Here is a 16,274-nt window from a genome sequence, read left to right as displayed (position 1 = left end):
CCTCTTGTGCTTCACCCTAGGCAACCACCCCGCCCGTTCGCAGTTGCCGCAAGGTCTGCTCGCCTAAACCTCGATCAGGACAATCGTCAGTCTGAGCGCGGGCGGCGGCGGGATTTGGTGTTGGTGTGGAGATCGGGCTTTGCCGGCGGCTTCCAGCCCGGTGGCGGCGCCGTGCGAAGGTGATTGGTGCCAAGCCCCATCGCGCCGGGCTGCTGGCGCACCATGCCGGAAAGGTCCGCCGCGCTGGCCTCTGCTGAAGACGCGCCGCCCCTCAGCAGGCTGATCTGGTCGCGCAGCCGCCGCGCCTCCTCGAAATCGAGAGCCTTGGCGGCGGCATCCATGCGCGCGTACAAACTGGCAAGATCGTCGGACATGCAACCCTAACGCCGCCGGGCGCCACTTGGTGGCAGATCGCAAACCCGCCGGCCGCGCCCCGCGAGCGTCTGCGCACGGATCAGCGGCAGTGGCTTGCCCGCCATCGCAGGCAAACCGCCCGCCTGGCAAGCAATCCCAACCACGGCTCAGTCGCGTTCCTGGGCTCGCATAGTTTCGAACTTGCGGACCTTTGCACCAGAACCGTCGCGTTGGAGCAGCGCGTCGCGCAAGGTGACTGAACTGGCGATGGCCGCCTAGTGATTGACTGTTTGCAAGTGCGGCTGACCCTGGCGCCACGTTGCTCCAGCCACATCGTGCGACGGATCGTCACTTCCACCGGGCAATCCAGATACGCAACCGCCTCCAGCGGGGCGTTCATGCCCTTGACGTAGTGCGCACAAAGGGCGGCGCTGGGCCACCCAGCGGCGTTGCGCCATCAGAGCGGTGCCGCGCGGGTTGGACCCGGCGCAGCGCGCACGCCCACGCACGGTTGAGGTATGCGTCCTGGCGCGCGAATTCCGCCTGATAGCACCGGACATTGCCGGATGGCGGGGTCGCGGCGTCTCGGCGTCTCGGCAGGCCTTCGACTGGGCCGTGTAGCGGCGCTGGATCGCCGGATTGACCGGCCCTCCTTCGGCGTCACGCGCAAGGTATACGCAAGTGCGTCGGTTTGCGCGCTGGCGACCGGGATCGCCACCGGCCTCAGGCTAGGTGGTATCCGCTCACCCGACTCGCCGCGTCTTGAGGGATGACGCGGACTAGTAATCGATCCTTGTCGCCTTTCGTTCAACTACATCAGGCGATGGGCAAAAAACTGGCAAACGCCAGGTTCGTTCCGGATCGCCGGGCAATACTGGCCGGTACGATTGCGCCGACATGCCCCGCTATTCGTCACGCGTCCCGTGGCGCGGACCTACCATCCCGAACGGATAGTGCTGCGGATCGACGAGCTTGACCGAATAGTTACCACCCGGGATCTGGTCCGGCCCCTGGATGACTGCGCCACCGTTCGCGCGCACCGCCTCGACCGCGTCGTCGATATCGGCGACCTCGACATACCAGGTCCACCCAGCCGGCGCGCCCGTTGCGGTGCTGGACATGATCGCGCCGGGGTTCAGAGCACCGGCGCCGATGAAGGCATAGTCGCCCATCGGGCCCATCGGCATCGCACCGGCTTTCGTCCATCCGAACAGGTCGCCGTAGAAGACGAAGGCAGCATCAGTATCCGGCGTCGCCAGTTCGATCCAGACTGCATGGCCCAGGCTACCCCCGCCCTCCATCTGCAGGAAAGCCTTGCTGGTATCTTCGCCCGCACCGGTCATGATGAAAAACACGACGCCTTGGGGGTCGGCGCACACCGCGAACCGGCCCACGTGCGGAATGTCCATCGGGCCGAAGTTCACGCTGCCGCCCAGCGCCTTTACCCTTGCGGCGAAGGCATCGGTATCATCGACACCGAGATAGACTGCCCAGCCGCCGAATGCGGGCGCACCTGGCGGCGAGGTCATCATCCCGGCCACCGGCATTCCGTCCGGCGCGCTGGCGATGCGGTAGCCGCCATGCTCCGCCACAGGCGATTGCGCGACGCTCCACCCCGTAATTGCTGTGTAGAAACGCTCTGCCGCGCCAGTGTCGGGCACGTTAAGTTCGAACCAGACTGGCGTACCGCTGCCGGTTGTCATTGCGTCCACTCCTGCCTCATGCGTCTACGATGGTCGAAAAACCGCCGAAGATCATGCGCTCGCCATCGAAGGGCGGAACCCGGTCTGCCAGACGCGGATCGTCCATGATCTTGCCCCAGCCGGCGTCGCGTGTAGGCTTGTCGGGCCACTCGACCCACCCGAACGCAGGAATTTCGCCGTCCTCCACGTTCACCGCGCGCAGGAAATCCGTTACCTCGCCGGCCGCCACATCGTCGGCTACAGAGTCCAGAATCCGCAGCGCGCCATGATCGAGAAACGTGGCCGTGGTCGCCGCCGCAAACCCGGCGTATTCGTCGCATCGGTCGGCCTTGAGCGGCAGCACAACGCCATCGACATACCCCGGTGCACACGCTTCACCCGCTTCGCTGACGCTTTCGAACCCGCCCCAGACCATCCGCTGTGTATCGAAGGGCACCGCGTCCATCATGCCCGCCAGGCGTGGATCGTTCATCAGTTTGCCGACCGTCGCATCGCGCGTCGCACGGTCGGGATACTCGAACCATGAAAACACCACGGTCTCGTCTTCGCGCGCGTCCACCGCCATCCACATGTCGTTGACCTTGCCGCGCGGAACGTCATCGCCCCAAGCCTCGACGATGCGCACGACGCCAAGGTCGCGCAGCACCGGCGTGGCCTGACGGGCATGGGCAATGTATGCCTCCTTGTTGGCGAGCGGAACGGGCGAGAGGAACCCCTCTACATACGTCATGCGGCGTCTCCGTCAGAAGCGGGCGGCGCCGCATTCATGTCCATATGGAACGGGCCCCAGCCGTGGCCGTCCAGATCCTCGAACGCGCGGCTGTACATGTAGCCCATGTCCTCTGCCTCGTGCGCCTCGCGGCCACCGGCGTCGATCGCGGCCTGCGTGATCGCATCCACTTGCGCGCGATCGTCGAGCGAGAGCGCGAACACCGCGCTGGTGTGCGTGCGTGGATCGACGATGGTCTTGGGCGTGATCACCGAAAAGAACGCATGATCCATCAGCATCACATGGATCGTGTCGGACCAGTTCATCGCAGAGACCTGCGCGTTCGAGAACGCCTCGTTCTTCACGAAGCCGACCGCTTCGTAGAACGCCGTCGCCTTGGCCACGTCCGTGACGGGCAGGTTTACAAAAATCATCTTCGCCATTTCATCCGCTCCCTTGCAACCGACTCAACGACGCAATATCTGCACTTGGTAGTTATAAAAGGCAACCATGTCGTTAGAAAAGATAACTTTGATTGATTCAGCCCCATCCAAGCGGCGGTACGACGACGCGTGCGCGGCTGTGCATGCGATGGACCTGGTGGGGGAACGGTGGGCGCTGCCCGTCATCCGCGAACTCATGCTGGGGCCGCGTCGCTTCTCGGAATTGCGCCGCAGCCTGCCCGGTATCAGCGCGAATGTCCTCACCCAGCGGCTTGAAGGACTGGAAGCGGCGGGCGTGGTACTGCGTGAAACACTGCCGTCCCCTGCCCGCGTCCAGGTCTATGGATTGACCGAATGGGGCCAGGAATCGCTTCCGGTGTTCGAAGCGCTGGGGCGCTGGGCGGCGCGATCCCCGCGCCACGACCCCACCGCCCCGTTCAGCCCGGTGGCCTTGATCTTGTCGCTGCGCACGATGATCGATCCTGTGCTCGCAAAGGCCCTGAACCTGCGACTAGGCTTCCGGTTCGACGATGATACCTTCCATTTCGTCCTTAGCGACGGCACCGTCACCGCCGGCAGGGGATTGCCCGACGACCCGGAAATCGTGTTCTCCGGCAATCCCAGCGGGGTGGCCGCGCTTATCTACACCGATGCGTCCATAGCTATGCTGGAATCAGCAGGCCTTCTGCTGGTAGAGGGCAACCGCGAACGCGCAGCCGGGCTGGGGCACTATTTCCCCCTCCCCGACAAGGCCTTGGTCTGCTGATCGCCCTACGCCATAGCCCCAGCCAAGAGGGCTGCGGTCAGACGTTGGCGATGTGCGTGCCCAGATGCCGACCGGCGATATAGCCGAACGTCATTCCCGGCCCCAGGGTACCGCCCGCACCGCCATACGCCTCGCCCAGCACCGCCGCCATGGCATTGCCGGCCGCGTATAGCCCGGGAATCGGATTGCCGCTCCAGTCCAGCACTTGCGCCTCCGCATTGGTGCGCGGACCACCGGCAGTCCCCAATGCTCCAGCCTCCATCTTCACCGCATAGTACGGCGCCTGATCGATGACCCCCAGCGTGCGATATGGCGGCTCAAAATCGGCGTCGCCCCACATGTAGAAGTTGTCGTAGGAATTGTCGCCGCGATTGAAATCGTCATCGTGGCCGTTGCGGACCATTGCGTTGAAGCGGGCCACGCTGGCCACCAGACCCTCGGCATCAATGCCGGCCATCGTCGCCAGTTCCTCCAGCGTATCGGCCTGCATCATGAAGCCGGGCGTGGGGCCTGCGGGCGGTGTGTTGAAAGTCTGGTACTTGTTGCGGTACCGCTGGTCGATGATCAGCCAGTACGGCAGGTTCGCATAGGTGTGCGTGCCCGCATCGAACGCGTGCAGCGCCTTACCCATCGCGTTGTAGTTGGCTGCCTCATTTACGAACCGCTTGCCGGCGCGGTTCACCAGGATCGCCCCTGGCCGTGCGCGCTCGTCAGAGCCCAGCAGGTAATTGGGCTTTGCGGCGCGGTGCTGGGGTTCGTATTCCAGAACGCTCTGCTGCCAGAAGGCATGCTGCATGTTCCCCAGTTGCGCGCCCGCTTCTATCGCCATCAGCAGGCCGTCGCCCTCATTCTCCGGCACGCTGACGGGGCCTGTCAGCGGACCGCGCAGGAAGGTTTTGACCAGCATTTCGTTCCACTCGAAACCGCCGGTGGCGATCACCACCCCCCGGCGCGCGCGCACGCGGAAATCCTTGCCGGTGGCATCCTGCGCAATCACGCCGATCACCCGGCTGCCGTCCTTGACCAGCTTGCGGGCGCGCTTTTCGAACGCCACCGGGATCTCGCGGTCCAGCACCGCCTTGAACAGCGCCCCGGCCAGCGCCTGACCAAGCCCGCGATAATCGCCGGCCTCCCGCTCGGCCAGGGTCGCATCGTCCAGCGTGCCGTTGATCGCTTCCATCAGGCTGCCACGCACCGGATAGGCCATCTTGGTGGGGTTGACCCGGCTCGCCCATTTGCCAAGCCGGGCGAACGAAAACGCGTCGTTGTCCAAAGAACGGCCGCCGTCCGGCTTGGCGCCCGGCATGTAGGGCTGGTAATCGGGAAAGTCGGGGTAGGCGTGGAAACGCACCGGCGTGCGTTCCGCCAGATAGCGGATCATTTCCGGCCCTGTCTCCATGAACGCCATCAAGGTGTCCGGGTCCAGCGTTCCCGGCGCGAGCGCGTCGAGATACGCGACGACGTCCTCGTCATTCTCCGTGATGCCGGCCTCAAGCTGATGGTGGTTGCCGGGGATCCACAGCATGCCGCCGGACATCGCCGTGGTGCCGCCGACCATGCCGGTCTTCTCCAGAATGACCACATCCTTGGCGCCGAAGTCATGCGCGGCAATGGCCGCGATCATTGCCGCTCCGCCCGAACCCAGAACGACGACGTCGGCCTCCAGATCCCACTTGGTATCGTCAGTCATCCCGGTTCTCCCGGCAGCGCGCGATTCAGTTTTTTGTGTTCAGATTATCAAGAGCGCTGCGTCCCCGGGCATCTTACGCGCGCGGTCGGGTCTGACGCCTGTCAGATTAAACAGGTCCGCCCTAGGCGGCGCGGCTGCCCCACCCCGCTCACGCGCATCCAGCCCTGTTCCAACACTCGGGGGCCGGTCCGATCAGAGCGGCAGGCCAACGTAATTCTCGGCGATCGTCGTCTGCGCGGCGGTTGACGATGCGATGTAATCAAGGTCCGCCATCTGCATCCGCCGATCGAAGGGTGTCGTGCCGGGAAAACGGTGCATCAGCGAAGTGAGTTGCCAGGAGAAGCGCTCGGCCTTCCAGACCCGCGCCAGCGCCCGGTCCGAATACTGGGCGATGGCATCATTGTCATGCGCGTTGAAGAAAGCGGTAAGCGCACGCGTGAGATAGGCGACATCGGAAGCGGCGAGATTCAGCCCTTTCGCACCGGTCGGCGGCACGATGTGGGCGCTGTCTCCTGCCAGAAACAGGCTGCCATGCCGCATCGGTTCGAACACGAAGGATCGCAGCGGCGCGATGGATTTTTCGATCGCGGGTCCACGCGTGATGTTGCCCGCCACATCGGGCCCGAGCCGCACAGCCAGTTCGTCCCACACCCGGTCATCGGGCCATGCCTCGATCTTCTCGTCGAGGGGCACCTGGATATAATAGCGGCTGCGCGTGTTGGAACGCATCGATGCCAGCGCGAAGCCATTGTCATGGCTTGCGTAGATCAGTTCGTGGTTGCATGGCGGCACATCAGCCAGAATGCCGAGCCAGCCGAACGGATAGACCTTCTCGAAAGCCTGCGCGACATGGGCCGGCATTGCCTGGCGCGACGGTCCGTGAAATCCGTCGCAGCCGACGATGAAACGGGCATCAATGCGCTTTGGCACCCCGTTTTCGCGGAAGGTCACAAACGGCGCATCGCCTTCGATGCCGTGCAGTGTAACGTCCGCGGCCTCGTAGATGATCTGCAAACCACGCTCGGTCGCGGCCGTCATCAGATCGCGCGTCACCTCGGTCTGGCCGTAAACGGTCACATGCCGGCCAGTCAGCGCCGCGACATCGATCCGGATCAGTCGCTCGCCGTCGGCAAGATTGAAGCCATCGTGCGGCAACCCTTCCGCGTTCAGCCGCTCATCGATGCCAAGTTGGTGCAAAAGATCGGTCAGCGTCGTTTCCAGCACGCCAGCGCGTATCCGGCCCAGCACATAATCGGCTGACGCGCGCTCCACCAGGATGGCGTCGATACCTTCCGCGAGCAGGAGATGGCCTAGCAGCAGCCCGGCCGGGCCAGCCCCGATGATGACGACTTGGGTGCGCATGCTTCAGATCCTCTCACCGACCTTCATCGGGCCGTGCACATGGAGTGATCCGAATGCGGCGAAGTGGACATGTCGGTTCAAACCGAATACTTGGACTATTCAACCGTCATGACCAGCGCCTCCTCCCCATCTTCCGCCGAGCGCGCCAGCATACCGGCGTTCTATCTCTACGGCGAACCCCAGCGCGATGTGGAAACCGGCTTCGTTCATGTCGAAAGTCTGGACGATCGATCGCGGCCCAGCGAATGGACGATCGAACCGCACATTCACCGGCATCTCGCGCACATCATCCTGATCGCCGACGGCGGCGGATCGATGCGCGCGGAAGGCAGCGAGAAGCGCTTTGGCGGGCCCTGCCTGCTGTTCGTGCCGGCTGCAGTGGTGCATGGCTTTCGCTGGCATTCGGAATCCAATGGCTTCGTGGTGACGCTCGCCGTCGATTACCTTGCCGATCTGCTCGCACGGCACCCAGACCTGTCGCCGCTGTTTACGACGGCCCATGTCGTCACGTTGCCGGCAGACCGCTGCGCCGGCATGCAAAGGTTGATCGCCGAGACGGAGCGGGAACTGAGCTGGAACACGCCGGGCCAACGGGCCGCAATCGAGATCGCGCTGCTCTCGATCATGACCCATAGCCTGCGCCTGATGGGTGCATCTGCCGAGCCTCCGATGTCGCCAGGAGGGCGCAGGGTATCTCTTGTCGCCCGGCTTCGCGAGCGGATCGACGCGCGGTTTCGCCTGCGTGAACCCATCCAGGCCCATGCCGCCGCGCTGGGCGTCAGCCCCACCGCGCTGCGCGTCGCCTGCGCCCAAGTGGCCGGGCGCAGTCCCGCAGCTATTCTTGACGACCGCGCCCTGCTGGAAGCGCGGCGCCTGCTTCTGTATTCCAATCTCACCGTAGCGCAGATCGGCTATGCCGTCGGCTTCGAGGATCCGGCGTATTTTTCCCGGTTCTTCACGCGCCATACCGGCCAGCCGCCCCGCCGCTACCGCGAACGGGGCGGCGCCATCACCGTTAAGCCCTGAGCTGCTCGTCAAGTTCAGCGAGCACCCGATAGCAATCGAAAACCTTTGCGACCGAGCTTTCCGGTTCCCGACCTTCCCGGATCGCGGCGATGAATTCCCGGTCCTGCAATTCGATGCCGTTCATCGACACGTCCACGTGCGACACGTCGATCGGCTCTTCCTTCCCGTTCACCAGGTCGTCGTATCGCGCGATATACGTGCCGTTATCGCAGATATAGCGGAAGAAGGTGCCGAGCGGGCCATCGTTGTTGAAGCTGAGCGACAGCGTGCAGATGGCCCCACTCTCACTCTTGAGCTGGATCGACATGTCCATGGCGATACCCAGTTCCGGATGAATCGGTCCCTGGATGGCATTGGCCTGAACGATCCGCCCAGCCTGATAGGCAAACAGATCCACGGTATGTGCCGCGTGGTGCCACAGGAGGTGGTCAGTCCAGCTGCGCGGCTGACCCTTGGCGTTGATGTTTTTCCGCCGAAAGAAATACGTCTGCACGTCCATCTGCTGGACGGCGATCTCACCCGCCGTAATCTTTTTGTGAACGAATTGGTGGCTTGGATTGAAGCGGCGGGTGTGGCCTACCATGCAGGTAAGGCCGGTTTCCTGCTGCACCTTGAGCACGTCCTGCGCATCGGCCCAGTTGTCCGCCAGCGGGATCTCCACCTGCACGTGCTTGCCCGCCTTCATGCATGCGATCGCCTGCTCGGCATGCATCTGCGTGGGCGTGCAAAGGATCACCGCATCGACATCATCGCGTGCAAGCGCTTCGGCAAGGTCGGTGGTTGCATGGGCGGCGCCATATTTGTCGGCCACTCCCCGCGCCTGATCCAGGTCGCGGCTGATGATCGAACTGACTGACACGTCCGCGATGTTGCGGAGGCCATCGAGATGTTTTTCGCCGAAGGCGCCGGCTCCGGCCAAGGCAATGCGCATGAATGCTATTCCTGTTCGGGTTGAAGAACGACGTGACCGACGGCAGTGTTGCTGGCGGGTACGTGATAATGACGATGAAGCATGCGCGTCGTCTTGCCGAGCGCACCGCGCATAATCAGCCACATGACCAGCTCGATCCCTTCAGATCCCGCTTCGCGCAGATATTCGATGTGGGGTATGTAACGCAGCTCTTGCGTATCACCTTCCAGCTTATCGATGAAAGCGTTGTCCCATGCCTTGTTGATCAGACCGGCGCGCGGTCCCTGCAGCTGGTGGCTCATGCCGCCGGTCCCCCATATCTGCACATTCAGATCCTCGGGAAAGCTGGCGACGGCCTTGGCGATGGCCTCGCCAAGCATCCAGCACCGGTTGCCTGAAGGCGGCGGGTAGGTGACCACATTCACCGCGATCGGTATGACCCGGCACGGCCATGCGGCGGGTTTGCCGAACATCATCGAGAGCGGCACGGTAAGTCCGTGATCGACCGGCATCTCATTGATGATGGTCATGTCGAACTCATCCAGGATACAGCTTTGCGCGATATGCCAGGCTAGATCGGGATGGCCCTTCACCACCGGCACCGGGCGCGGACCCCAGCCTTCGTCCGCCGGCTGGAATTCCTCTGCGCAGGCAATGGCGAAAGTCGGGATGATGTTCATGTCAAACGCCGAGGCATGATCGTTGAAGACCAGGATCACGACATCCGGCTTCTGCTCAGCTTCCCAGGCCCGGGTCCATTCGTAGCCAGCGAACGCCGGCGTCCAATAAGGTTCGCTCGTCTTGTCGAAGTCCGACGCATAACCCAGTGCGGGAATATGGCTGGACGCCACGCCGGCGGTAATGCGGGCCATCAGTATTTGTCCTTGATCGATCGCTGCCCTTCGGGCGAGCGGCCACCGGCAACCATCATTGCCGAATAGTCCTCAAGCGTCATGCCGCTCATGGTGCTGACCGCCTGCAGAAAGCTGAGCCCATCCGTCGAAAAGAGCTTCGCAACGAAGTAGATGTTCCCCCCCAGATCGAGCAAGCGGTTGTAATCGCGATCCAGCACCGCCTGCTTCTGTTCCTCGCTCATCGGCCAGGCATCGAGATAGGCGCGTTCGTCCGCTTTCCAGCGCTCGCGGTTTTCGGCCTTCATCAGGCTCATCGCGAACTGGTTGAGATGGAAGCCCTGACGCGCCCGCTTGGCGGTGAACACGCGCGTGCCGGGGATATCGTCGAACTGAGCGAGATAATCGTGGATGTCGGTCGAACCGGTCATAGGCCGCGCGCTTTCAGTTGTGCGTCAAGCCGCGGGAAGACGCGGCGCGCATTGCCCTCGAAGATCGCATGCCGCTGCGCATCGCTGATATCGAGCGCATCGACATACCGCTTGGTATCGTCGAAATAGTGACCCGTCTCGGGATCGATACCGCGCACCGCGCCGACCATTTCCGAGCCGAAAAGAATGTTCTCGTTCGAGATGACGTTTGCCAGAAGGTCGATGCCGGGCTGGTGATAGACGCAGGTGTCGAAGAAGATGTTGTTCATCAGATGCGTCGCCAGCGCGGGCTTTTTTAGCATGTCCGCAAGGCCGCGATAGCGCCCCCAGTGATAGGGCACCGCGCCGCCGCCGTGCGGAATGATGAAGCGCAGCGTCGGGAAGTCGGCGAACAGATCGCCCTCAAGCAACTGCATGAAAGCGATCGTGTCCGCCGCGATGTAATACGCGCCCGTGGCGTGAAGCCCCGGATTACAGCTGCCGGAGACGTGGATCATCGCCGGCACGTCGAGTTCGACCATCTTCTCGTAGAAGGGATACCAGAACGGATCGGTCAGCGGCGGATGCTTGAAATGACCGCCGCCGGGATCGGGATTGAGGTTGCATCCCACGAAGCCCATGTCCACGCAGCGCTGCAATTCGGCGATCGAGCCTTGCATATCCGCCGACGGGGACTGCGGCAGCATACAGACCGGCGCGAACAGGTCTGGATACAGATCGGCACAGCGCTTGATGAGGTCGTTATTCGCCCGCGCCCATGCGAGCGAAACGCTCTCGTCGCCAACATGCGGCGCCATTGCTGACGCGCGCGGCGAGAAGATGGTCATATCCGCGCCGCGTTCCTTCAGCAGGCGGATCTGGTTCTTTTCCAGGGTCTCGCGGATTTCATCGTCGGCGATCACCGGATAGGGCGGCGCGGACTGGCCCGCGCGGAACGCCGCCTTCTGTTCTTCACGCCATGCGGTGTGGGGCTCAGGGGCGGTCGTATAATGCCCGTGACAATCGATGACCATGGTCATGCGGCCTGTGTCCTATCCTTGTCTGCCGTTTTTGCACGGATCTGGTCGACCTTGCCGGAAAGGCCCGAAGCGGGATGGCCGAGCTGCAGAGCACCGATGGCACGCTGACGCTCCACGGTGGCGCGCGTCATCGCACTTCCCGTGCCGAGCGCATCCAGCGTCTTCACCACTTCTTCCATTTCGGCAGCCCGCCGCAGGCCATGGATCATCATGCGGTCAAGATTATAGTCGGCCCGGTCGGTCCAGGTGGCCGGCTTGGAACTGGCGTCAAGCGAGGCGAGCACTTCGGCCGATACCCCCGCCGCAGCAGCAGCCAGCACGCATTCCGCGCTCAGCGCCTCGATCCCCTTGACGATCACCGAGCGGATCATCTTGATCGACGACGCGCGGCCCACCTCGTCGCCGACGATCCCGACACCAACGAAACCCAGAGCTTCAAGCCGCATCCTGGCCTCGTCGGCATGGGCTCCGCTGACGAGCAGAGGTACGGACAGCCGTGCCGGGTTGACGGGCGCCATGACCGCGACGTCGCTGTAACGCCCGCCTGCCGCCTCGATCAGCCGCGCGGCCTCACGCTTGGTGTCGGGAGCGACGCTGTTCATGTCGCAATACGCCGTGCCGGGGTTAATTCTCTCGGCGACCGACGCGGCAACGGCGAGCGCCTGATCGGCCGTGACCAGCGAGAGTATTGCAGACGCCTGGCCAACCACCTCATCCAAGGTTTCGCATCCGGCGATGCCGACCTCGGCATATTCGGCGCGCTTGGCGTCACGCGCACGCGCATCGGTGGTCAGACGGTCAAAGACCTGGGCATCGCGCCAGCCCCCCGCAGCAGCGAAGGTGCGTCCGGCTTCACCGAAACCTATCAGGCCGAGCATCGTCATCATGTGGACAGGCTGTGCCGTCTCTGCCTGCTCGCTGCCAATCGATTTGCCGTAAAGATCATTAGAATATACGAAGTGTCATGAGATTGGACGGTTCATCAGCGTAGCCTGCTCCGCAAGCGCCTTGGTGAAAAGGCTTTGCAACGCCGTAGGTCTCCAGTCTTCCCGCGTGGAAATTCCTATGGTCCGGCTGACGTCGCCAAGCGCATTGCCGATAGCCACCAGCCATCCCGCATCCAGTTCCACCCGCACCTGATCCGCCGACAGCAAGGTCAGGAAATCGCTGTCGACCAGGATCTGGCGCACCATGATGACCGACCCGCATTCGATCGGCACGCGCGGCGGCTCGACACCGGCGCTTTCGAACATCACATGCCACTGCGTGCGCAGCGGTGTGCCAGGCGCGGGCACGATCCAGGGAAAGCGCACCAGATCCGCCGGGTTGGCGGCCCATGGTTTTGCCAGAGGGTGCCCGGCCCGGCCAATGATGATCGGGTGATCCTCGAACAGCGCCTGTTGCGCGATGCCTTCCGGCTGATGCGGACGTAAGGCCCCGACGAGCAGGTCGATCTCCCCATCCCGTAAAGGGCCGATCAGTTCGCCGTACGACCCCTCGACGATCGACAGGTCCACCTCGGGATGGCGTGCATGGAACAGACTGATTACCTTGGGCAATAGTCGCGCCCGTGACAGGGGCATCGCACCCACCACGATCCGCCCGGTTTCACGCCCCTGCAGGCTTGAAAGCTCCGCTATCGCCGATCGCATTTCGCTGCGCGCAAGCCGGAAGTTGCGCGCAAGCGCAGCGCCCCGGGCGGTCAAGACGATCCCGCGCCCGCGCCGTTCGACCAGCTTTTGCCCCACCGTTGTCGAAAGGTCGCTGACCGCGCGGTGCAAGGATGCCTGGCTAAGCCCGGTCATGGCTGCCGCCGCTGCGTAGCTCCCCGTTTCGGCAAGCGCGAGATACGCGCGCATCTGGGCGCCGGTAGCGCGGCGGTTGCCAATCAACCGCAACGCGGCCTGCACCCGCGGGGCGAGGACGCGGGCAGCTTCGGTGGGCAACATCCCGTCAGGCCGGCGATCGAACAGCGGCAGGCCGATCTGCGCCTCAAGCTTGGCGATACCCTGGGTCACGGCGGGTTGCGTGAGATTGACGGCGCGCGCCGCGCTGCTGATGCGCCGACTACCAACGATCTCCACCATTGCGCGCAGATGCCGGGTATTAAGGGTAAGCGGATCCATCTTGCATACTTAGCAAAAATTTATGCCCTGCACACAATTCGCATTTGTCGTCGTTCGGGACCAGTCCCATCAGCGATGGCAGGATCGCCGAGAGGGAATGAGATGTCGGGTATAGTTGTCCGGAATATCGAGCGTGCGCCGCAGGACGTTATCGATGGGCTGGCTCATTGCGGTGTCGCCACGGTGCATGAGGCGCAGGGGCGCACGGGTCTGCTGGCGCCCCATATGCGCCCTATTTATGCAGGCGCGCGCATCGCTGGCAGCGCCGTCACCATCTCTGCCCCCCCGGGCGATAACTGGATGATCCATGTCGCGATCGAGCAGCTTGCGCCGGGGGACATTCTGGTGCTGGCGCCCACCAGTCCGTGCACCGACGGCTATTTCGGCGATCTTCTCGCCACGTCCGCCATGGCGCGGGGCTGCCGCGGCCTGATCATCGATGCCGGCGTGCGCGATGTTCGCGATCTGACGCAAATGGGCTTTCCGGTATGGTCGAAGGCCGTGCATGCCCAAGGCACCGTCAAGGCAACGCTCGGTTCGGTCAACGTTCCCATCATTTGCGCAAATGCGTTGATTGCGCCAGGCGATGTCGTGATTGCCGATGATGACGGCGTATGCGTGGTGCCCCGCGCCGATGCCGCTGCCGTACTCGAAAAAGCCCAGGCACGCGAGGCGAACGAGGAATCAAAGCGGGTGCGCATGGCCAACGGCGAACTCGGGCTGGATATCTACGACATGCGTGGCAAGCTTGCGGCGATGGGCCTCAAATATGTCTGATCCCGCGGTGGACACGGCCCGGAATGAGGATACGGGGGTTCGCTGCATGTGGATGCGCGGCGGCACGTCGAAGGGCGCATATTTCCTGAAAGAGGATCTGCCCGGCGATACGGCGGCGCGCGATGCCTTCCTGCTCGGCATGATGGGTTCGCCCGATCCGCGCCAGATCGATGGCATGGGCGGCGCTGACCCGCTGACAAGCAAGGTCGCGGTCGTGTCCAGATCGGTGCGCGAGGGCATCGACGTCGATTATCTCTTTCTGCAGGTTTTCGTCGACAAGGCCTTGGTGAGCGATAGCCAGAATTGCGGCAACATCCTTGCCGGCATCGGCCCCTTTGCGATTGAGCGCGGGCTGATCATGGCGACCGGTGAGGAAACCCGCGTCTCGATCTTCATGGAGAATACCGGCCAGATTGCGGTCGCCACGGTGCAGACCCCCGGTGGGGTGGTGAGCTATGTCGGCGACGCACGCATCGACGGCGTGCCCGGGAGCGCTGCCCCTATTCCGCTGGCATTTCGCGACACCGCCGGCTCATCGTGCGGTGCCCTGCTCCCCTCCGGCCAGGCGTGCGACGTGGTCAACGGCGTCAGGGTCACCCTGATCGACAACGGCATGCCCTGCGTCGTGATGAAGGCCGAGGACGTGGGCGTCACCGGCTATGAGAGCCGCGAGGAACTGGACGATGCCACCGCCCTGAAAACTACGATCGAGGCGATCCGTCTCGCCGTGGGCGAGCGGATGAACCTGGGGGACGTCGCCGACAAATCGGTGCCCAAGATGATGCTGGTCGCACCGCCACGCAGCGGTGGCGCGGTGACGGTGCGCAGCTTCATTCCGCATCGCGCTCATGCCTCCATCGGCGTACTGGGCGCGGTCAGTGTGGCGACCGCCTGCCTGATCGAAGGATCGCCCGCAGCCGAGGTCGCCAGCATTCCGGCGGGCACCCGCAAGACGCTCTCGGTAGAGCATCCGACCGGCGAAACCAGTTGCGTGATCGAACTGGACGAAGCGGGCGCTGTGAAAACTGCCGCCGTGCTGCGCACCGCACGCAAGTTGATGGATGGAAAGGTTTTCGCATGAGCGCCGACACCACGGACCGGATCATCAGCTGGCATCCAAGTCCGTCCAAGCCGCGCTTCGTGCCGCCGCCTGGCGCGGTGGACGCGCATTGCCATGTGTTCGGTCCCATGGCCGACTTCCCGTTCAGCGCTCAGGCCAAATATCTCCCCGGCGATGCCGGACCGGAGATGCTGTTCGCGCTGCGCGACAAACTGGGCTTCGATCGCAACGTCATCGTTCAGGCGAGTTGCCACGGCACTGACAATGCCGCCACGCTCAACGCCATCGCCAGGTCCGGCGGCAAGGCGCGCGGCGTCGCCGTGGTCGATCCCGCCATCACGGACGCGCAGCTGGAAGCGCTGCACGAAGGCGGCATCCGGGGCGTGCGGTTCAATTTTCTCAAGCGCCTCGTCGATAATGCCCCCAAGGACACGTTCATCGAGATAGCGCACCGGATCCAGCAACTGGGCTGGCATGTCGTGATCTATTTCGAAGCGGACATCCTTGAGGAGCTGCGGCCTTTTCTCGACGCGATCCCCACTTTGATCGTGGTCGACCACATGGGCCGCCCCGATGTCACCCAAGGGCCCGACGGGCCTGAAATGTTGGCATTTCGTGCCCTGCTCGACAGCCGCGAAGACATCTGGACGAAGGTCACCTGCCCTGACCGTCTCGAAGAACCCAACGGCCCACCCTGGAACGCCTTCGCCGATGCGGTCTGCCCGCTGGTGGAGGATTATCCGAACCGCGTGCTGTGGGGCACGGACTGGCCCCACCCCAACATGCAGAACGCCGTGCCGGACGACGGCGCGCTCGTGGATATCATTCCCCGCATCGCAACGAGCGAGAGCTTGCAGCGCAAGTTGCTCGTGACCAATCCGATGCGACTGTACTGGCCCGATGAGCCGATCTAAATCGTGCTCGCTGCGTGCACATCACGGTTCCCGCGCACCAAATTAAATAATTGAAACGGCGTCTTGCGACAGCGGCAAGTACTTTTTTATAGCTGGACTTAAAAGTCCGAACCCGGCAGATCGCTTGGCAGGG

17 protein-coding genes are annotated in these 16,274 nt (G+C 63.5%); 5 read left to right on the top strand and 12 right to left on the bottom strand.

Annotated elements, in window-relative coordinates; translation table 11 throughout:
* Positions 1-86: 86 nt before the first annotated feature.
* The 4 genes from ASE49_RS03285 to ASE49_RS03270 form a co-directional block, all read right to left on the bottom strand.
* Positions 87-374, bottom strand: coding sequence for a UvrB/UvrC motif-containing protein (locus ASE49_RS03285; RefSeq protein WP_056768700.1), 288 nt, complete (start codon positions 372-374; stop codon positions 87-89).
* Between the two features lie 885 nt (positions 375-1,259).
* Positions 1,260-2,057: a VOC family protein gene (locus ASE49_RS03280; protein WP_056768699.1), complete on the bottom strand. Its 798-nt coding sequence runs from the start codon at positions 2,055-2,057 to the stop codon at positions 1,260-1,262.
* Positions 2,058-2,073: 16 nt separating this feature from the next.
* Positions 2,074-2,787 carry a DUF1428 domain-containing protein gene (locus ASE49_RS17610; protein WP_082456281.1) on the bottom strand — a complete coding sequence of 238 codons (714 nt, stop codon included), beginning with the start codon at positions 2,785-2,787 and terminating at the stop codon, positions 2,074-2,076.
* Positions 2,784-3,209, bottom strand: coding sequence for a VOC family protein (locus ASE49_RS03270; RefSeq protein WP_056768698.1), 426 nt, complete (start codon positions 3,207-3,209; stop codon positions 2,784-2,786). Before ASE49_RS03270 ends, ASE49_RS17610 begins: the two co-directional genes overlap by 4 nt.
* Before the next feature lie 88 nt (positions 3,210-3,297).
* Between ASE49_RS03270 and ASE49_RS03265 the strand changes: the two genes are divergently transcribed.
* Entirely contained in the window at positions 3,298-3,975 is a 678-nt protein-coding gene (locus tag ASE49_RS03265) for a winged helix-turn-helix transcriptional regulator (protein ID WP_235522811.1), read from the top strand.
* 37 nt (positions 3,976-4,012) lie between these two features.
* On the opposite strand, the gene ASE49_RS03260 is transcribed toward ASE49_RS03265, so the two are convergent.
* Both ASE49_RS03260 and pobA read right to left on the bottom strand, forming a co-directional pair.
* Complete coding sequence (locus ASE49_RS03260; RefSeq protein ID WP_056768696.1) at positions 4,013-5,665, bottom strand: FAD-binding protein; 1,653 nt, start codon at positions 5,663-5,665, stop codon at positions 4,013-4,015.
* Between the two features lie 192 nt (positions 5,666-5,857).
* Positions 5,858-7,027, bottom strand: a complete 1,170-nt coding sequence (pobA, locus tag ASE49_RS03255) for a 4-hydroxybenzoate 3-monooxygenase (protein ID WP_056768695.1) — start codon at positions 7,025-7,027, stop codon at positions 5,858-5,860.
* A gap of 108 nt (positions 7,028-7,135) precedes the next feature.
* On the opposite strand from pobA, the gene ASE49_RS03250 reads away from it, so the two are divergent.
* Positions 7,136-8,053 carry a helix-turn-helix domain-containing protein gene (locus ASE49_RS03250; RefSeq protein WP_056768765.1) on the top strand — a complete coding sequence of 306 codons (918 nt, stop codon included), beginning with the start codon at positions 7,136-7,138 and terminating at the stop codon, positions 8,051-8,053.
* On the opposite strand, the gene ASE49_RS03245 is transcribed toward ASE49_RS03250, so the two are convergent.
* The 6 genes from ASE49_RS03245 to ASE49_RS03220 all read right to left on the bottom strand — a co-directional run bounded on the left by ASE49_RS03245 (position 8,043) and on the right by ASE49_RS03220 (position 13,390).
* Positions 8,043-8,984 carry a Gfo/Idh/MocA family oxidoreductase gene (locus ASE49_RS03245; protein ID WP_056768694.1) on the bottom strand — a complete coding sequence of 314 codons (942 nt, stop codon included), beginning with the start codon at positions 8,982-8,984 and terminating at the stop codon, positions 8,043-8,045. The genes ASE49_RS03250 and ASE49_RS03245 overlap by 11 nt on opposite strands.
* Positions 8,985-8,989: 5 nt before the next feature.
* On the bottom strand, positions 8,990-9,835 hold the full coding sequence (locus tag ASE49_RS03240; RefSeq protein WP_056768693.1) for a class III extradiol dioxygenase subunit beta: 846 nt from the start codon (positions 9,833-9,835) through the stop codon (positions 8,990-8,992).
* Entirely contained in the window at positions 9,835-10,245 is a 411-nt protein-coding gene (gene ligA / locus ASE49_RS03235; RefSeq protein ID WP_056768692.1) for a protocatechuate 4,5-dioxygenase subunit alpha, read from the bottom strand. Before ligA ends, ASE49_RS03240 begins: the two co-directional genes overlap by 1 nt.
* Entirely contained in the window at positions 10,242-11,264 is a 1,023-nt protein-coding gene (locus tag ASE49_RS03230; protein ID WP_056768691.1) for an amidohydrolase family protein, read from the bottom strand. The genes ligA and ASE49_RS03230 overlap by 4 nt, the downstream gene beginning before the upstream one ends.
* The gene (locus tag ASE49_RS03225; RefSeq protein ID WP_056768690.1) at positions 11,261-12,151 is read right to left on the bottom strand and encodes a DUF1932 domain-containing protein; all 891 of its coding nucleotides are present in this window, start codon (positions 12,149-12,151) and stop codon (positions 11,261-11,263) included. The genes ASE49_RS03230 and ASE49_RS03225 overlap by 4 nt, the downstream gene beginning before the upstream one ends.
* A 75-nt stretch (positions 12,152-12,226) precedes the next feature.
* Positions 12,227-13,390, bottom strand: coding sequence for a LysR family transcriptional regulator (locus ASE49_RS03220; RefSeq protein WP_056768689.1), 1,164 nt, complete (start codon positions 13,388-13,390; stop codon positions 12,227-12,229).
* 102 nt (positions 13,391-13,492) lie between these two features.
* On the opposite strand from ASE49_RS03220, the gene ligK reads away from it, so the two are divergent.
* The 3 genes from ligK to ASE49_RS03205 are packed head-to-tail and all read left to right on the top strand — an operon-like array spanning position 13,493 to position 16,141.
* The gene (gene ligK, locus ASE49_RS03215) at positions 13,493-14,167 is read left to right on the top strand and encodes a 4-carboxy-4-hydroxy-2-oxoadipate aldolase/oxaloacetate decarboxylase (RefSeq protein WP_056768688.1); all 675 of its coding nucleotides are present in this window, start codon (positions 13,493-13,495) and stop codon (positions 14,165-14,167) included.
* Positions 14,160-15,248, top strand: a complete 1,089-nt coding sequence (locus ASE49_RS03210; protein ID WP_056768687.1) for a 4-oxalomesaconate tautomerase — start codon at positions 14,160-14,162, stop codon at positions 15,246-15,248. The genes ligK and ASE49_RS03210 overlap by 8 nt, the downstream gene beginning before the upstream one ends.
* A complete protein-coding gene (locus ASE49_RS03205) occupies positions 15,245-16,141 on the top strand; it encodes an amidohydrolase family protein (RefSeq protein WP_056768686.1) in 897 nt (298 codons plus the stop codon). The genes ASE49_RS03210 and ASE49_RS03205 overlap by 4 nt, the downstream gene beginning before the upstream one ends.
* Positions 16,142-16,274 lie beyond the last annotated feature (133 nt).

Origin of the sequence: Novosphingobium sp. Leaf2, from assembly GCF_001421325.1 — a bacterium.
Classification (GTDB): domain Bacteria; phylum Pseudomonadota; class Alphaproteobacteria; order Sphingomonadales; family Sphingomonadaceae; genus Novosphingobium.
This window is presented reverse-complemented; position numbering and strand designations above follow the sequence as displayed.

What these genes read in the sequence shown, in the direction of transcription:
- ASE49_RS03260 (WP_056768696.1), bottom strand. Translation starts at nt 5,665, where the DNA reads ATGACTGACGATACCAAGTGGGATCTGGAGGCCGACGTCGTCGTTCTG.
- pobA (WP_056768695.1), bottom strand. Translation starts at nt 7,027, where the DNA reads ATGCGCACCCAAGTCGTCATCATCGGGGCTGGCCCGGCCGGGCTGCTG.
- ASE49_RS03220 (WP_056768689.1), bottom strand. Translation starts at nt 13,390, where the DNA reads ATGGATCCGCTTACCCTTAATACCCGGCATCTGCGCGCAATGGTGGAG.
- ASE49_RS03250 (WP_056768765.1), top strand. Translation starts at nt 7,136, where the DNA reads ATGACCAGCGCCTCCTCCCCATCTTCCGCCGAGCGCGCCAGCATACCG.
- ASE49_RS03270 (WP_056768698.1), bottom strand. Translation starts at nt 3,209, where the DNA reads ATGGCGAAGATGATTTTTGTAAACCTGCCCGTCACGGACGTGGCCAAG.
- ASE49_RS03240 (WP_056768693.1), bottom strand. Translation starts at nt 9,835, where the DNA reads ATGGCCCGCATTACCGCCGGCGTGGCGTCCAGCCATATTCCCGCACTG.
- ASE49_RS03225 (WP_056768690.1), bottom strand. Translation starts at nt 12,151, where the DNA reads ATGATGACGATGCTCGGCCTGATAGGTTTCGGTGAAGCCGGACGCACC.
- ASE49_RS03205 (WP_056768686.1), top strand. Translation starts at nt 15,245, where the DNA reads ATGAGCGCCGACACCACGGACCGGATCATCAGCTGGCATCCAAGTCCG.
- ASE49_RS03285 (WP_056768700.1), bottom strand. Translation starts at nt 374, where the DNA reads ATGTCCGACGATCTTGCCAGTTTGTACGCGCGCATGGATGCCGCCGCC.
- ASE49_RS03230 (WP_056768691.1), bottom strand. Translation starts at nt 11,264, where the DNA reads ATGACCATGGTCATCGATTGTCACGGGCATTATACGACCGCCCCTGAG.
- ASE49_RS03210 (WP_056768687.1), top strand. Translation starts at nt 14,160, where the DNA reads ATGTCTGATCCCGCGGTGGACACGGCCCGGAATGAGGATACGGGGGTT.
- ASE49_RS03280 (WP_056768699.1), bottom strand. Translation starts at nt 2,057, where the DNA reads ATGACAACCGGCAGCGGTACGCCAGTCTGGTTCGAACTTAACGTGCCC.
- ligA (WP_056768692.1), bottom strand. Translation starts at nt 10,245, where the DNA reads ATGACCGGTTCGACCGACATCCACGATTATCTCGCTCAGTTCGACGAT.
- ASE49_RS03245 (WP_056768694.1), bottom strand. Translation starts at nt 8,984, where the DNA reads ATGCGCATTGCCTTGGCCGGAGCCGGCGCCTTCGGCGAAAAACATCTC.
- ASE49_RS17610 (WP_082456281.1), bottom strand. Translation starts at nt 2,787, where the DNA reads ATGACGTATGTAGAGGGGTTCCTCTCGCCCGTTCCGCTCGCCAACAAG.
- ligK (WP_056768688.1), top strand. Translation starts at nt 13,493, where the DNA reads ATGTCGGGTATAGTTGTCCGGAATATCGAGCGTGCGCCGCAGGACGTT.